The organism is Nitratiruptor tergarcus DSM 16512, assembly GCF_027946175.1.
Classification (GTDB): Bacteria; Campylobacterota; Campylobacteria; order Campylobacterales; family Nitratiruptoraceae; genus Nitratiruptor; species Nitratiruptor tergarcus.
This window is the reverse complement of record NZ_AP026671.1, coordinates 1,191,111-1,205,494: the sequence shown is the minus strand read 5'-3', so window position 1 is coordinate 1,205,494 and position 14,384 is coordinate 1,191,111. Positions and strand designations below refer to the sequence as shown.

The 14,384-nt window shown below is 39.2% G+C and carries 18 protein-coding genes and 1 tRNA gene; 15 read left to right on the top strand and 4 right to left on the bottom strand.

What is annotated here, in order from left to right:
- The 6 genes from rbfA to NITER_RS06265 are packed head-to-tail and all read left to right on the top strand — an operon-like array spanning position 1 to position 4,091.
- Positions 1-354, top strand: coding sequence for a 30S ribosome-binding factor RbfA (gene rbfA, locus NITER_RS06290; RefSeq protein ID WP_084275349.1), 354 nt, complete (start codon positions 1-3; stop codon positions 352-354).
- On the top strand, positions 351-779 hold the full coding sequence (rimP, locus tag NITER_RS06285; protein WP_084275350.1) for a ribosome maturation factor RimP: 429 nt from the start codon (positions 351-353) through the stop codon (positions 777-779). Before rbfA ends, rimP begins: the two co-directional genes overlap by 4 nt.
- Positions 773-1,774, top strand: coding sequence for a bifunctional diaminohydroxyphosphoribosylaminopyrimidine deaminase/5-amino-6-(5-phosphoribosylamino)uracil reductase RibD (gene ribD / locus NITER_RS06280; RefSeq protein ID WP_084275351.1), 1,002 nt, complete (start codon positions 773-775; stop codon positions 1,772-1,774). Before rimP ends, ribD begins: the two co-directional genes overlap by 7 nt.
- Positions 1,767-2,477 carry a bifunctional demethylmenaquinone methyltransferase/2-methoxy-6-polyprenyl-1,4-benzoquinol methylase UbiE gene (gene ubiE, locus NITER_RS06275; RefSeq protein ID WP_084275352.1) on the top strand — a complete coding sequence of 237 codons (711 nt, stop codon included), beginning with the start codon at positions 1,767-1,769 and terminating at the stop codon, positions 2,475-2,477. The genes ribD and ubiE overlap by 8 nt, the downstream gene beginning before the upstream one ends.
- A 5-nt stretch (positions 2,478-2,482) precedes the next feature.
- Positions 2,483-3,727 (top strand): exodeoxyribonuclease VII large subunit, encoded by a 1,245-nt coding sequence (xseA, locus tag NITER_RS06270; RefSeq protein ID WP_084275353.1) that lies wholly within the window; start codon positions 2,483-2,485, stop codon positions 3,725-3,727.
- On the top strand, positions 3,717-4,091 hold the full coding sequence (locus NITER_RS06265) for a gamma-glutamylcyclotransferase family protein (RefSeq protein ID WP_084275354.1): 375 nt from the start codon (positions 3,717-3,719) through the stop codon (positions 4,089-4,091). Before xseA ends, NITER_RS06265 begins: the two co-directional genes overlap by 11 nt.
- Here NITER_RS06265 and sppA read toward each other — a convergent pair.
- Together sppA and mqnF are read right to left on the bottom strand one after the other, a co-directional pair.
- Positions 4,062-4,952 carry a signal peptide peptidase SppA gene (gene sppA / locus NITER_RS06260; RefSeq protein ID WP_084275355.1) on the bottom strand — a complete coding sequence of 297 codons (891 nt, stop codon included), beginning with the start codon at positions 4,950-4,952 and terminating at the stop codon, positions 4,062-4,064. The genes NITER_RS06265 and sppA overlap by 30 nt on opposite strands.
- Positions 4,936-6,141: an aminofutalosine deaminase family hydrolase gene (gene mqnF / locus NITER_RS06255; protein WP_084275356.1), complete on the bottom strand. Its 1,206-nt coding sequence runs from the start codon at positions 6,139-6,141 to the stop codon at positions 4,936-4,938. Before mqnF ends, sppA begins: the two co-directional genes overlap by 17 nt.
- 64 nt (positions 6,142-6,205) lie before the next feature.
- Between mqnF and aroQ the strand changes: the two genes are divergently transcribed.
- The 9 genes from aroQ to NITER_RS06210 are packed head-to-tail and all read left to right on the top strand — an operon-like array spanning position 6,206 to position 13,852.
- Entirely contained in the window at positions 6,206-6,694 is a 489-nt protein-coding gene (aroQ, locus tag NITER_RS06250) for a type II 3-dehydroquinate dehydratase (RefSeq protein ID WP_084275357.1), read from the top strand.
- 13 nt (positions 6,695-6,707) lie between these two features.
- A complete protein-coding gene (locus NITER_RS06245; RefSeq protein ID WP_084275358.1) occupies positions 6,708-7,721 on the top strand; it encodes a M24 family metallopeptidase in 1,014 nt (337 codons plus the stop codon).
- Positions 7,722-8,207: a 2-amino-4-hydroxy-6-hydroxymethyldihydropteridine diphosphokinase gene (folK, locus tag NITER_RS06240; RefSeq protein WP_084275359.1), complete on the top strand. Its 486-nt coding sequence runs from the start codon at positions 7,722-7,724 to the stop codon at positions 8,205-8,207.
- Positions 8,204-9,010: a P-loop NTPase gene (locus NITER_RS06235; RefSeq protein ID WP_084275360.1), complete on the top strand. Its 807-nt coding sequence runs from the start codon at positions 8,204-8,206 to the stop codon at positions 9,008-9,010. The genes folK and NITER_RS06235 overlap by 4 nt, the downstream gene beginning before the upstream one ends.
- A gap of 9 nt (positions 9,011-9,019) precedes the next feature.
- Positions 9,020-10,036, top strand: a complete 1,017-nt coding sequence (mnmA, locus tag NITER_RS06230; protein ID WP_231988936.1) for a tRNA 2-thiouridine(34) synthase MnmA — start codon at positions 9,020-9,022, stop codon at positions 10,034-10,036.
- 33 nt (positions 10,037-10,069) lie between these two features.
- On the top strand, positions 10,070-10,999 hold the full coding sequence (locus NITER_RS06225; RefSeq protein ID WP_084275361.1) for a ribose-phosphate pyrophosphokinase: 930 nt from the start codon (positions 10,070-10,072) through the stop codon (positions 10,997-10,999).
- An 11-nt stretch (positions 11,000-11,010) separates the two neighbouring features.
- Entirely contained in the window at positions 11,011-12,804 is a 1,794-nt protein-coding gene (gene lepA, locus NITER_RS06220) for a translation elongation factor 4 (protein WP_084275362.1), read from the top strand.
- Positions 12,804-13,289: a hypothetical protein gene (locus NITER_RS06215; RefSeq protein ID WP_084275363.1), complete on the top strand. Its 486-nt coding sequence runs from the start codon at positions 12,804-12,806 to the stop codon at positions 13,287-13,289. The genes lepA and NITER_RS06215 overlap by 1 nt, the downstream gene beginning before the upstream one ends.
- Positions 13,286-13,852 carry a ComF family protein gene (locus tag NITER_RS06210; RefSeq protein WP_084275364.1) on the top strand — a complete coding sequence of 189 codons (567 nt, stop codon included), beginning with the start codon at positions 13,286-13,288 and terminating at the stop codon, positions 13,850-13,852. The genes NITER_RS06215 and NITER_RS06210 overlap by 4 nt, the downstream gene beginning before the upstream one ends.
- On the opposite strand, the gene NITER_RS06205 is transcribed toward NITER_RS06210, so the two are convergent.
- Both NITER_RS06205 and NITER_RS06200 read right to left on the bottom strand, forming a co-directional pair.
- Positions 13,853-14,185, bottom strand: coding sequence for a hypothetical protein (locus NITER_RS06205; RefSeq protein ID WP_197685299.1), 333 nt, complete (start codon positions 14,183-14,185; stop codon positions 13,853-13,855). It lies immediately after the preceding gene.
- 107 nt (positions 14,186-14,292) lie between these two features.
- Positions 14,293-14,367 (bottom strand) — tRNA-Asn (locus NITER_RS06200).
- Between the last annotated feature and the right edge of the window lie 17 nt (positions 14,368-14,384).

Here is a 14,384-nt window from a genome sequence, read left to right as displayed (position 1 = left end):
GTGAAACCAAGTGAAATAAAAAGAAAACGCCAAGCATCGCTGCTGCGAGAGCTTATTAGTGAAGCAGTAGGGCAGTTAGATGATGAGCGGTTGCATGGCATTACTGTGACAGAAGTTGATGTAAAAAAGGGTGGATACGATGCAGATGTCTATATAGACAAATCATTCTATTCACCTGAGGAGCAAAAAGAGATTCTCAAAGCCCTTAAAAAAGCAGCACCTCTTTTGCAAAGTTACTGCTTAGAGATGAGTGGCTGGTTTAAATGTCCAAAATTCCATTTTAAATTTGATGAGCTTCTAGATCAGCAGAAGAAAATCGAAGATCTCTTTGCAAAGATAAAGGAAGAGAAGTGAGTCTTGAGCAAGATATAAAAAATATCGTAGAATCATGTGGAGCGAAACTCTATGATATTGAGACAGTGAGCGAGAGGGGCAAGACGATTTACCGGGTAACAATTACAGATAAAGAGGGTGTGAGTCTTGATAAATGTGTCCAGATCTCGCAACTCATTTCTCCACTGCTTGATGTTCATCCTCCCGTACAGGGTGATTACAATCTTGAGGTAAGCTCTCCGGGAATTGAGAGAAAACTCAAAAAGCTTTCTCATTTTGAAAATTCTATTGGAGAGAAGGTACGTATCACTACAATTGATGGAGAAGTTTACGAAGGAGAACTTGTAGGGGTAGAAGATAAAAAGATTACGCTACAAACCTCTCAAGGCAAAATAAGTATCGATTTTGATAATATCTCCAGTGCAAAGACCTATTTTGAATGGTAAATTTCGATAGCTTCTACATGCAGGCAGCACTCGATGAAGCCTGGAAATTTCAAGGATTAACATACCCCAATCCTGCCGTGGGTGCAGTAGTTGTCAAAGATGGGAAGCTTCTTAGCATTGCAGCACACCAACAAGCAGGTGCTCCCCATGCTGAAGTGTTGGCTATCAAAGATGCCTACTACGCTTTGACAAAAGATGAGGAGATACTTCCTATAAATGAGTCTTTGCATCTCCACAACTACTTATTAAAAAATGCAGGTGAGCTCTTTAGAGACGCTACGATGTATGTAACGCTAGAGCCCTGCTTTCACTATGGAAAAACTCCTCCTTGCTCACTATTGATTAAAAATCTTGGATTTAAAAGAATCGTTATTGCAATTTTAGATCCAAACAAAAAGGCTACAGGTGGTGCACGCTATCTCAAAGAGAGTGGTTTGGAGGTAGTAGTAGGTGTTAAAGAGCAAGAAGCAAAAGATCTTCTTGAGCCTTTTATTCGCTGGAGTAAAAGTAGATTCATCTTTTTTAAATTTGCTCAAACAATCAATGGAAATTTAACAGCTGGAACTATTAGTAATATTCAATCACGTGAGATAGTGCACCAGTTGCGCAATAAAATAGACCTCCTTGTGATAGGGGGGAATACCGTGAGAAAAGATAGACCTATCTTGGATAGCCGCCTTGTTCAAGGACGTGCCCCTGATGTTCTTATCTACTCTAAAAAAACAGAGTTTGATGCAAAGATTCCTCTTTTTAAAGTTCCAAAGAGAGAAGTATTTATAGAAGATAGTTTGGAAAGAGTAAAAGAGTATAAATTCATTATGGTAGAAGGGGGCGAGGGAATGCTTAAAGCCACAAGAGCACTAGTAGATTGGTATATGATCTTCATTGCTCCCAAATCTTTGGAAAAACCAAATTATACTTTTAATAAGAAGTTACGTTTTTTACATACACAAAACATAGGGGATGATCTCCTTATATGGAGTAAGAATGGATAAGCAGAAAAAAATAGTTTCAATGTTTGACGATATTGCAAAAAGTTACGATATTGCAAATAGGATTCTTAGTTTTGGCAGTGATATTGTATGGCGCAAGAGAGCCTGCGAGAGGGCATTTGAGATCTATAATAATGATAGCATAGAGCGTATTGTAGATGTAGCGTGCGGGACTGGCGATATGCTTGGGTTTTGGGAGCAGACAGCTCGCAAAAAAGGGATTGGTGTAGATGATTTTGTTGGAGTAGATCCTTCTGAGGGAATGCTTGAAGTAGCAAAAGAGAAGTTTCCACACTTTTCCTATGTAGTTGCATTTGCACAAGATCTTCCTCTCCCAAGCGAGGCAGCAGAATTTGTCAGTATCACCTATGGTATTAGAAATGTTGTAGAGCGCAAAGAGGCAATTGATGAGTTTTATCGCATTTTAAAGCCGGGAGGAGTGCTTGTTATCTTAGAATTTACCAAACGGCGCAAGCAAAATCTCATGGATAACATCGTCGAGTTTTATATGAAAAATATCTTACCAAGGGTAGGAGGCATGGTATCAGGAAACAAAGATGCCTATGAGTATCTTCCAAACTCCATTGATAGCTTTTTGACTACAGAGCAGCTCATTGAGGAGCTTGAGGCTGTAGGGTTTACTATGGAGTATGTGAAAGCCTTCTCTTTTGGGATCTCTACACTCTTTATTGCTAAAAAAGTATAAGCTCCATGCAGGTCTTAACTGTTTCTCAGCTCAATGAGCAGATAAAATCGCTTTTAGAGTCTCACTTTCTTGAGGTGTATGTAGAAGGAGAAGTGAGCAGGCCTACGTACCATACCAGCGGACACCTCTACTTTAGCCTCAAAGATGAAAAAAGCGTCATTCGTTGTGTTATGTTTCGCAGTGATCTGCGCAGTGTACCTTTTAGGGTAGAGGAGGGGCAAAAGCTTATCCTCAAGGGCCGCATCGGAATTTACACACCAAGAGGGGAGTATCAACTCTATGCAAAAGAGCTACATCCAGCAGGTGCAGGCTCATTACAGATAGCTTTCGAGCAACTCAAGAAAAAGCTTGAAGCAAAGGGCTATTTTGCAAAGCAGCGCCCAATTCCAGATTTTGTAAAAACTATTGCAATCGTTACTTCTGCTACTGGTGCAGCGTTGCAAGATATGCTGCGCATTATTGATAAACGCTGGCCTTTAGTGAAGGTATATATTGTAAACTCCTTGGTACAGGGAAAAGAGGCAGCACAAGATCTTGCTCACTCCATCGAGATAGCAGACTCTCTTGGGGCCGATGTTATGATAGTAGGACGGGGTGGGGGAAGTATTGAAGATCTGTGGTGCTTCAATGAAGAGATAGTTGCTGAAGCAATTTACAAAGCAAAAACTCCCGTTGTCTCTGCAGTAGGGCATGAGATCGATTATGTTATTAGTGATTTTGTTGCAGATCTGCGTGCTCCAACGCCTAGTGCAGCCATTGAGAGGATTTTGCCAGACAAAGAGGAGATACTACTCTATCTTGATACACTTATGGATAGGATGCACAAGCGTATGCAAAGCATTGTGGGACTCAAAGAACAAGAACTTCGCCATATACAGCAGTCCATGGCACAACTCTCTCCTCATAGAAGACTAGAGCTATATAGGCAACAAATCCTCAATCTTAGCCAGGGTTTTTCACAGGCTCTGCGCATAAGTATACAAACCAAAGAGCAAGAGATCCCTAGACTCCTGCAAGCATTGCACAATAGTTTAGCAATGCAGTTGCAGGCAAAAACAAATGAGTTGATACTGTTACAGCAAAAGATGGAGATGGCATATAGAGCAAAGGAGCTGCCAAAAGGGAGTGCACAAGTAGTAAAGAATGGCAAACCTGTCATGCTATCCGATCTTAAAATAGGTGATGAGGTGCAGCTTCAAGATCTTCACTATCGCGTAGGTGTAAAAGTTGAGAGTAAGGATGTGCTATAAACTCTTCGTTTATGGTACACTCAAAAAAGGGCTATGCAATCATTTTTATTTACACGAAGCAACCTTTTTGGGTGAGGCAATAACATTGCAAGCTTATCCCCTCATTGCTCCAAAGAGATGGTATCCTTATCTTATTGATAAGCCAGGTAAGGGAAAGCGCATTAGAGGCGAGCTCTATGCCCTTAATCTAGCAACACTCAAGCAGATTGATAGACTCGAGGAGCATCCACGCTACTATAAAAGAAAAGTTATCGAAATTTTAGTAAATGGAAAGAGGCAAGAGGCTTTTACTTACTTTTTTGCCTCTTTTATACCCTATTGGGAGTTTACTTTTTTAGAAGAGTTTCCCTCCAAAGAGGAGTGAGAGAAGTTTGCTACTTGTCTCACTTGTGACGCGTTTGAGCATTTTTTCAAATTCGCTTGGCTTTTTCCATACAGCTTTTTTTACATGTGCGAGTTTCTCAACTGCTTTTTTTGCTTCATACTGTGTGCCAACTGCATCAATGAGGCCAACCTGTTTAGCTCCATAGGCGGTAAATATGTGTGCATCTGCCCATTGTGAAGAGTTGTTGAGATCAAGACCTCGTGCTTTTGCTACATCTGTAGTAAACATCTTGTATGTATTAGAAATTACCTTTTTTAACTCCTCCTTTTCAAGCTCACTCCATTTGCGAAAAGGTGTACCTACCTCTTTATATCTTCCAGCTTTAACAACTTGTGGCTCAATGCCGATTTTATCGAGAAGTTTTTGAAGATTTGGCGCTTCAAAAATAACACCAATAGATCCTATAGTACTTCCAGGGTTTGCAATAATTTTGTTTGCCCAGATACTTGCATAGTAGCTGCCACTAGCCATTGTACCTGCTGCATAGGCTACTACAGGTTTTTTTTCTCGCAGTCTCTTAATTGCATAACTAATTTCAACTGATGGTGCAACTGCACCTCCTGGAGAGTTCACTACAAAAAGCACACCTTTAATATTCTCATCTTGCGCCTCTTCAATCTGTTCTAAGACTGTTTTTGCATCTAAAATTGCACCATCAAGTGAGATCTCCATGAGATTTGGTTGAGAGATCTGCTCTTTTTGCATCACTCCAAAAAGTAGCAGTACAATGAGCAAAAAGATGATTGCTTTGAAATACTTTTGAATAAAATCAAGTGTAGCCGTAATAGGTAAAAAGAGTATTTTTAGAGGGTTTGTTTTATTGTTAGAGTTCTGTTCCATCTATGATCACCTTTCTGGGAAGTTGTGTATGCAAAATAATATGCAAGTATATCTCTTCACGAGCTCGTAAATCATCTGGAATATCGACAATTTGAAAATTTGCTGGCAGGCCTGGAGCGATTTTACCGCCAGGAAATCCAAGAATTTCATGGCTAAAATCTGTAGATTTTACTATAAGATCTTTTGCAAAAGTGACTGCATTCTTATAGGGATGCATAAAAAGAGCTGCACGCATCTCCTCATACATATTGAGTGAATAGTTGGAACTTAGCCCATCTGTAGCGAGAGTATAAGGATTGTGCAGCGCATCGATATCGAGCACTCCATTGCCAAGGAGTCTATTAGAGACAGGACAGTGGATGATAGTAGCATCAAAATTTTTAAGGAGTTCGCGCTCTTTGTCTGTTGTATTGATCATATGCACAAAAAGTGTGCGTAAATCTTGGAAAAGCTCTAAAAACCGCATCGGCTCATTTGCTGGCGTACTTTGGCCTAAAAGCTCTTTGAAAAATTTTTTGAATGGACCAGTAGCATGATCAAGCCACTCTCTCTCAGCACGGCTTTCAGCGTAGTGTACACTTACAAGTGCATTGTCACGTTTTGCTATTTCCAAAGCTTTTTTTGCCAAGATATAATGCACAGAGTAGGGAGAGTGAATAGCGATGCCCGCTTTGAATGTAGGTGATTCAAGTTTTTTGCTCCGCGCGTAGCGCTCAATAAATGAGGCATACATAACATCTGCGGCTGCTGGATTGGAGCCTATTATTTCATTAAAAAAGTGTACTCTAAGTGGTGAGGCGGCACACAGTTCCATCTCTTCACCATAGCTGCTAATTTCGCCTATTGCACTTGTACCGGAGTGTAAAATCTGTTTTATTGCTTCTTCTAAACACTCTTTTTCACAGCGTGGCAAGAGATCTTCTCTATGCTCAATCACGCTATAGAGCCAAACGAGAAAATCCCCGTAACTCAGCGTTGCCCTATTTGCACTAAACTCCAAATGCACATGGGGATTGGCAAAAGTAGGGAGGAGTGCGGCATTTCCATAGTCATGAATCTCTGCACTTGGAAACTGTGCGCGCAGTTTTTCTAAAGGAGCAATCGCTATAATCTCTTTATCATAGGCAATAGCCATATCTTGCTCTATAGTATGTGGAGTGAGGAGATATTTCGCATAAGCTATTTGCAATAAAAACTCCTTTAGCTAAAAGTTGATATAATCATAACCAAAATTTTAACAAAAGGATATTTGTATGAAAGTAATGGTGATCCAAGGTCCAAATCTTAATATGTTAGGTATTAGAGAGCAACAGATTTATGGTCCAATGAAACTTGAAGAGATCCATGCGCAGATGAAGGCTTTTGCTGATGCAAATGGTATGGATATTGAGTTTTTCCAATCAAATCTTGAAGGTGAAATTGTTGATAAGATTCAAGAGTGTTTAGGTGATGCAGATGGCATCATTATTAATGCAGGAGCATATACGCACACCTCTATTGCCATTCGTGATGCGATAGCAGCAGTACAGCTTCCAACTATTGAAGTACATCTTAGCAATGTTTATCGAAGAGAAGAGTTTCGTCAAAAGAGTATGATAGCTCCTGTTTGTGCTGGAGTGATTACCGGTTTTGGTCCATTTAGTTACCACCTTGCTATGGTAGCAATGAATCAGATTTTTCAAGAGATTAAAGCGATAAAAGCGCAACAGCAAGCACAGCAACAAGCACAACAGCAGTCCTAAGGAGGAGATCCTTTTGGACTGCATATATAAAGATGAAAATGCCGTCTACTATGAGGTAGGTTTTAGTTGCGATAATGAGCTGCTTTTGTGTCTAGGAAGTGAAAAGTTTTTTATCACAGATGCACGCTATACGATCGAAGCACAAGAGCATGTTAAAAATGCCGCTGTTATAGAAGCGCGCGATCTCTACAAAGCTGCCCGGGAAATTCTTCGCAAAAGTACATGCAAAAAACTCTTTTATGATCCCAATGAGTTTAGCTGTGCACAACTGGAGAGTTTGCGCAAACTTCCTTTGCAACTTACTCCCAAGCCCAATCTCTCTTGGCAAAAGCGTATTATAAAAAGTGAAGAGGAGATAGCTCTTATCCAAAAATCTGCACAGCTCAATGCTTTGGCATTTGATGCATTTGCAAAGACTCTACAAAAAAGTGAAGGTAAAAAAGAGAAGTTCCTCCACTGGGAAGCAAAAACAGTTTTAACTCATCATGGAGAGTATGATCTTAGCTTCGATCCTATTGTGGCAATCAACGAAAATGCTGCCAAACCTCATGCTTTACCAAGTGATAAAGCATTGCACAGAGGGGATTTGATTCTTTTTGATGCTGGCATCAAATATAAGCGCTACTGCTCTGATCGCACACGTACAAGTTATTATGATGAAAATATAACTTTTGAAAAAGATCAGAAGTTTTCTAACCCTAAAATCCAAAAAGCTTACGATATAGTAAGAAAAGCGCAAGAAAAAGCGATAAGTGCTGCTAGAATCGGAATGAGAGCAAAAGATCTTGATAAAATTGCTAGAGAAATTATCGATAGCAGTGAGTTTAAGGGATATTTTGTCCACTCATTGGGGCATGGAGTAGGATTAGATATCCATGAGATGCCTTTTATTAATGCGCGTAATGAACAGATTTTAGAAGACGGTATGGTCTTTACTATAGAGCCAGGTATCTATATTCCAGGGGAGTTTGGTATACGCATTGAAGATATGGTGGTACTGCGCAATGGACGAGCAGAGGTTTTATAGTTGAGAAAGAGTATCAGTGAAGATTTACAGCTCTTTTTTACTGGAGGATTTCCTGCTGTATTACAGACAAAATGCTACAATAATCTTGCTATTTTAGGCATTGGTGGTAATATTGGCAATGTGAAAAGAAGATTCAAAAAGCTTCTGCTCTTCCTCAAATCCAATCCTAAAATCAGACCAATTGCAACAGCTCCTATTCTTAAAAATCCACCTTTTGGGTATATGGAACAAGCCGATTTTTATAATTCTATCATTGCAGTAGATACTACATTTTCTCCACAAGAGCTCCTTCATTATGCTTTATATATTGAAAAACGTTTTAAAAGGGAGCGTACTTTTAAAAATGCTCCCCGTACACTTGATGTAGATATTATCTTTTTTGAAGACAAAATAGTAAACAAAAAAGATCTTTTCATTCCTCATCCCTTTTGGAGCGAGCGTGAATCGGTTATAATTCCTCTAAAATTTTTGTTGGAGTTTAGATGAGGTTTGTAACGATTACCAGTGGCAAAGGGGGTGTTGGTAAAAGTACTTTGGCTGCAAATATATCCTATCTTTTATCGATTTATGGATATAAAACAGCAATTTTTGATGCAGATGTGGGTTTGGCCAACCAAGATATAATATTCAATGTAAAACCGCAAAATACAATTTTAGATGTTTTAAAAGGTGATGCAAATTTTGAAGATATAGTTGTGCAGCTCAATAACAACCTCTATCTTATACCAGGTGAAAGTGGGGAGGAGATCTTCCAGTACAAAAATAGTGATATTTTGGAGAAGTTTTTTGCTGGAGTAGAGAAGTTTAACGATTTCGATTTTTTAATAATTGACACGGGAGCTGGGATAGGAGAGTATGTACAAAGCTTTATTAAAGCGGCTACAGATACGATAGTTGTGACCATTCCAGATCCTTCAGCTATAATGGATGCTTATTCTATGATAAAATATACTCTCAAAGTAAAAAGCGAAATCTATCTTGTTGTTAATCGCACTAAAAGTGCAAAAGAGGCGCATGAGATTTTTGTAAAGTTAGAGAGTGTGGCAAAAAAACACATCGATTCCAATGCACACTTAGAGTTTTTGGGATATGTGGAAAAGAGCAACTTAATCGAAGAGGCATCAAAAAGACGTGAGATTGTTGTGCAATCTTATGCTTCATCGATTCCAGCAATTGAAATTGCCAATATAGTCAAAAAACTGACAAACTCTTTGACAAAAGATGGAGAACATATCAAAGAGACACCAAATATTGCTATATTTTTTAAAAGGCTTTTGCAACAAATTTGAGGAGAAAGGGTGAAAAGAGTATTATTAGCAATGAGTGGAGGAGTAGATAGCTCCTTTACTGCTACTTTGCTACAAAAAGAGGGTTTTGAGGTTGTTGGGGTATATTTTAAGTTTCATCCCCATGAAGAGTATCATGAAAAGAATATTCAAAATATTAAACAGGTAGCCAAACTGCTAGGAATTGAATACCACATAGAAGATCGTATGCAGGAGTTTCAAGAGCGGGTATATAAGCCCTTCGTTGATGGCTATATTGCTGGGCTTACGCCAAATCCTTGCGCACTTTGTAATCGTGTAATGAAGTTTACAGAACTCATAGCCTTTGCAGATAAACTGGGAATTGAGCATGTAGCTACGGGGCATTATGCTATAACAGATGGACAATTTATCTATGAAGGAGTAGATAAAACAAAAGATCAGAGCTATTTTCTTTTTAATCTCAAACGTGAATTTTTGCCACGCATTATTTTTCCTCTAGGGAAACGTTTCAAAGAGGATGTGAAAAAAGAGGCTTTGCAAATCCCACTTTTGCGTTCTATTGCAGAGCAAAAAGAGAGTAGCGAAATCTGCTTTGTACAAAACAGCTACATAGATGTACTCAAAGAGCATACGCAAGTAGATATGCCAGGTGTAGTAGTCAATAAGCGCGGTAAAGTGATAGGTGAGCATAAAGGATATATGCACTATACAATAGGAAAGCGTAAAGGATTTCGCGTCCATGGTGCCCACGAGCCACACTATGTAGTAGATATGATTCCCCAAAAAAATATTATAGTTGTTGGTAAAAAAGAGGAACTTGCCAAGAAACGCATTGTTTTGCGTGGGCTCAATATGTTTATAGAAAAAAAAGAGTTTGATTGTTTTATAAAAGTGCGATACCGCACCCATAAAGTTCCCTGTCATGTCAAAATAGATGAGAATGTAGCTTTAGTAGAATTAGAAGAGGCTGTCTATGGAGTAGCAAAAGGGCAGGCTGGGGTCTTTTATGAGGGAGAAAAAGTCTTAGGTGGCGGATGGATAGTTTAGCTATAATTACAACAAAAAGTTATGGGAGTGATAATGAGAGGTTATAAAGTCTTTTCTGGTACTGCACATCCGGAATTTGCTGCACAAATGGTGCAATATTTGGGTGTTCCTCTTTCACAGGCGACTGTGAGTAGATTTAGTGATGGTGAAATTAATGTGCAGATAAAAGAGTCTGTACGTGGACGTGATGTATTCATCGTGCAACCTACTGGAGCGCCGGCAAATGATAATTTGATGGAACTACTTATAATGACTGACGCCCTGCGCAGATCGAGTGCAGCTTCTATCACTGCTGTTGTGCCATATTTTGGTTATGCAAGACAGGATAGAAAAGCAGCGCCGAGAGTTCCCATCACAGCAAAGCTTATTGCAAATATGATGGAAAAAGCGGGTATTACGCGTGTTATTACAATGGATCTCCATGCGGGGCAGATTCAAGGCTTTTTTGATATTCCCGTGGACAACCTCTATGGTTCTATTATTTTCAAAGAGTATGTCAGAAGTAAAAATCTCAATAGTCCTGTAGTTGCGAGTCCAGATATTGGTGGTGTTGCAAGAGCAAGATATTTTGCCGAGAAGCTTGGATATGACATGGTCATTGTTGATAAAAGACGTGAGAAAGCAAATGAGTCTGAAGTTATGAATATCATAGGCAATGTGGAAGGAAGAGATGTTATTATTGTTGATGATATGATTGATACTGCAGGCACAATAGTCAAAGCAGCAAAAGCGCTTAAAGAAAAAGGAGCTACTTCTGTTATGGCCTGCTGTACACACCCTGTGCTTAGCGGTCCAGCGTATGAGAGGATTGAGGAGGGCGAGCTTGATGAGTTGGTTGTGACAAATACATTGCCTCTTAAAAAAGAGTGCAGCAAAATTAAGGTGCTTTCTGTTGCCAATCTTTTTGGTGAAGTTATTAGAAGAGTTTACTATAATGAGAGCGTAAATAGTCTCTTTCATTAAAAAAGGTTACTATGGAAAATATTAGAAACTTCTCCATCATCGCACATATCGATCACGGAAAAAGTACACTTGCCGATAGGCTTATCCAGACCTGTGGAGCGATTGAAGATCGCAAGATGAGTGAGCAGGTGATGGATACGATGGATATAGAAAAAGAGCGGGGCATTACTATTAAAGCCCAAAGTGTGCGGCTTCGTTACAAGGCAAAAGATGGCAAAGAGTATATTCTCAATCTCATCGATACACCTGGACACGTGGATTTTAGCTACGAAGTGAGTAGATCTTTGGCTTCAAGTGAGGGAGCACTCCTTGTAGTGGATGCAAGCCAGGGAGTAGAAGCGCAAACAATTGCTAATGTCTATATCGCTTTGGAAAACGATCTTGAGCTTATTCCTGTCATTAATAAAATTGACCTGCCAGCGGCTGAGCCTGATAGGGTTAAAGAGGATATTGAAAATACTATCGGGCTTGATTGTACAGATGCAATTGAGGTGAGTGCAAAGACAGGGATTGGCATAGAAGAGCTTCTTGAAGCTATTGTAGAACGCATTCCAGCACCTAAAGGTGACCCTAAAGCACCTACAAAAGCGCTCATCTATGATAGTTGGTTTGATAGTTATTTGGGAGCTCTTGCACTGGTGCGTGTTTTTGATGGAGAGATCAAAAAGGGACAAGAGGTGCTTGTCATGGGTACAGGTAAGCAGCACGAGGTGTTAGATCTCATGTATCCTCATCCCCTCTCTCCCCAAAAAACAGATGCTATAAAAACCGGTGAGATTGGCATTGTTGTTATGGGACTTAAAAACATCGGTGATGTGCAGGTTGGAGATACTATTACCGATGCTAAAAATCCTACAGCTGAGCCTATTGAAGGGTTTGAAGAGGCAAAACCCTTTGTCTTTGCTGGTCTGTACCCAATCGATACCGATAGATTTGAAGATTTGCGTGAAGCGCTTGATAAACTCAAACTCAATGATGCAGCCATTACCTATGAGCCGGAGACTTCAGCAGCTCTTGGATTTGGCTTTCGCGTAGGATTTTTGGGACTTTTGCATATGGAGGTAGTCAAAGAGCGCTTGGAGAGAGAGTTTGGATTGGAACTCATTGCAACTGCGCCTACTGTTACATATAGAGTCAAAAAAACAGATGGTATGGAGATTGCTATTCAAAATCCCAGCGAACTTCCACCTCCCCAAGAGATTGATACAATTTATGAGCCCTATGTGAAAGCGACTATCATTACGCCAACAGAATTTTTGGGTAATGTGCTCAACCTCCTAAGCGAAAAGCGAGGTGTGCAGCAAAAAATGGATTATATTACTGAAGATCGTGTGATGCTTGAGTATGAGATCCCGATGAATGAGATTGTTATGGATTTTTATGATAAGCTCAAAACTGTCACGAAAGGGTATGCGAGTTTTGATTATGAGCCAAGTGGCTACAAGGAGGGGGATCTTGTAAAACTTGATATTCGCGTATCAGGTGAAGTAGTAGATGCTCTATCTATTATTGTTCCAAGGGATAAGGCGCAATATAAAGGACGAGAGCTTGTCAAAAAGATGAAAGAGCTCGTGCCAAGGCAGCTCTTTGAAGTGGCTATTCAAGCAAGTATCGGTAACAAGATTATTGCTAGAGAGACCGTGAGCGCAATGCGCAAAAATGTTACTGCAAAATGTTATGGTGGTGATATTACACGTAAACGAAAGCTTCTTGAAAAGCAAAAAGCTGGGAAAAAACGTATGAAAGCTATAGGTAAAGTGCAATTACCCCAAGAAGCCTTTTTAAGTGTCTTGAAGATTGATTAATGCGCCTCTTTGCTTTTGTAGCACTGCTCCTCCTTGGATGTAGCTACAAAAGTGTGGAGCTCTCCCCGCAAGTGACTCTTGTTTCCAATACATCTTTGCACATTGTAATTGAAGAGCAGATTTCTCCTCTACTTGGGTATATTGTCGATAAAAACCAAAAAATACCTATCAAGATTGATAAAAGTATTGGATCGCTTCTTAAAGCAAAACTTTCTCAAACAAAAAACAAAAAGCTTGCAACGTACGCTATTCATTTGAAAATTCAAAAAGTGCGTATTGTATATTTTCCTCAAAAAAGTGGAAATAATCTTTTTGGCAAACTGCTGCTTGAAGTAAGACTATCTCAAAAAAATAGGCTACTTATTAAAAAAATTGCTATTAACAGAGCGCTTCATATTATCCCAATAGATTATGAGAAAAAAATTGAGCAACTCTTATATTCCATGATAGAGGAGGCTGTAGGACTTATTGAGGAGATGGTGTGAGATGTTTAGTGTGTGAGAGGTTTTCTCTTATACATATTTGCAAAAAGTGTCAAAAAGAGCTGTTGCAACCAACTCTAAGAAAAAGAGAGCTTATTGACAACTTTTTTGTGTATAGCTTTTACGATTATTCTGAGATAGAAGAGCTTTTATATACAAAATATCACTATATTGGGAGTTACATTTATAAAATCTTAGCTAATAACTCTTTGCGTAAATTTGCTTTAGAGTTTCATTTGGATGCAGGAATTGTTGCAATTGATGATAAAATCTCTCAGCATGGCTATTCTCATACAGCAATCTTAGCTCACAGTATGAAGAGCAAAAATCTTCAACTACGTCGTAATACTTTATGGGCAAATAACAGTGTAAGCTATGCAGGTAAATCTCTTGCATTTCGCCTCAGTAATCCTAGAAATTTTATTTACAAGGGCAAAAAAGAAGATATTATTTTAGTTGATGATGTAGTTACAACTGGTACTACTCTCAAAGAAGCTTACAGTGTAGTAAAAAGAGCAGGTGCAAACCCGCTCTTTGCTTTAGTTTTAGCTGATGCGAAGAGATGATTATTTTTCTACGCCCAAAATATAGTAGGTCTCTTTGTTTTCAACTTTTTGAAGCTTAACATTATATTTGTCTGCCCATTTGGATATCTCGTTTTTTGCTACTTCGATTGCTGAAGGCTCAGTGGCTTCAATTTTTATTTTGAAGTAGGGATGGGAGTTTGACATTGCAACAAAACCACCATAGTTTTTGAGATGATCATTGAGTGCAACAATATGCTTTTGTATCTGCTCAAAGCCAGGAGTAGCTTTTTGAATAGCTTCTAGTTGGCGAATGTTGCTATCATCTGGGTGGTAGCCAAGTTGTGTGAGGAGCCCCTCTTGAGAAATCTGCATCTATCCTCCTTATAAAATTTTCATTGATTATAGTATAGAAAAGTTGTTTAAAGATGAATTAGTATCGAGGATAGTTTGAGAGATTTTTAAAAAAGGAAGTAAATAAATGGCTCCGGATGCAGGATTCGAACCTGCGACCAACCGGTTAACAGCCGGTTGCTCTACCGCTGAGCTAATCCGGAATATCGAAGTTTAGAAG

Excerpts from the sequence above, each read along its gene's own strand:
- NITER_RS06225 (WP_084275361.1), top strand. The coding sequence starts at position 10,070 with ATGAGAGGTTATAAAGTCTTTTCTGGTACTGCACATCCGGAATTTGCT.
- sppA (WP_084275355.1), bottom strand. The coding sequence starts at position 4,952 with ATGGAACAGAACTCTAACAATAAAACAAACCCTCTAAAAATACTCTTT.
- NITER_RS06215 (WP_084275363.1), top strand. The coding sequence starts at position 12,804 with ATGCGCCTCTTTGCTTTTGTAGCACTGCTCCTCCTTGGATGTAGCTAC.
- NITER_RS06205 (WP_197685299.1), bottom strand. The coding sequence starts at position 14,185 with ATGCAGATTTCTCAAGAGGGGCTCCTCACACAACTTGGCTACCACCCA.
- aroQ (WP_084275357.1), top strand. The coding sequence starts at position 6,206 with ATGAAAGTAATGGTGATCCAAGGTCCAAATCTTAATATGTTAGGTATT.
- lepA (WP_084275362.1), top strand. The coding sequence starts at position 11,011 with ATGGAAAATATTAGAAACTTCTCCATCATCGCACATATCGATCACGGA.
- ubiE (WP_084275352.1), top strand. The coding sequence starts at position 1,767 with ATGGATAAGCAGAAAAAAATAGTTTCAATGTTTGACGATATTGCAAAA.
- NITER_RS06235 (WP_084275360.1), top strand. The coding sequence starts at position 8,204 with ATGAGGTTTGTAACGATTACCAGTGGCAAAGGGGGTGTTGGTAAAAGT.
- ribD (WP_084275351.1), top strand. The coding sequence starts at position 773 with ATGGTAAATTTCGATAGCTTCTACATGCAGGCAGCACTCGATGAAGCC.
- xseA (WP_084275353.1), top strand. The coding sequence starts at position 2,483 with ATGCAGGTCTTAACTGTTTCTCAGCTCAATGAGCAGATAAAATCGCTT.
- NITER_RS06265 (WP_084275354.1), top strand. The coding sequence starts at position 3,717 with ATGTGCTATAAACTCTTCGTTTATGGTACACTCAAAAAAGGGCTATGC.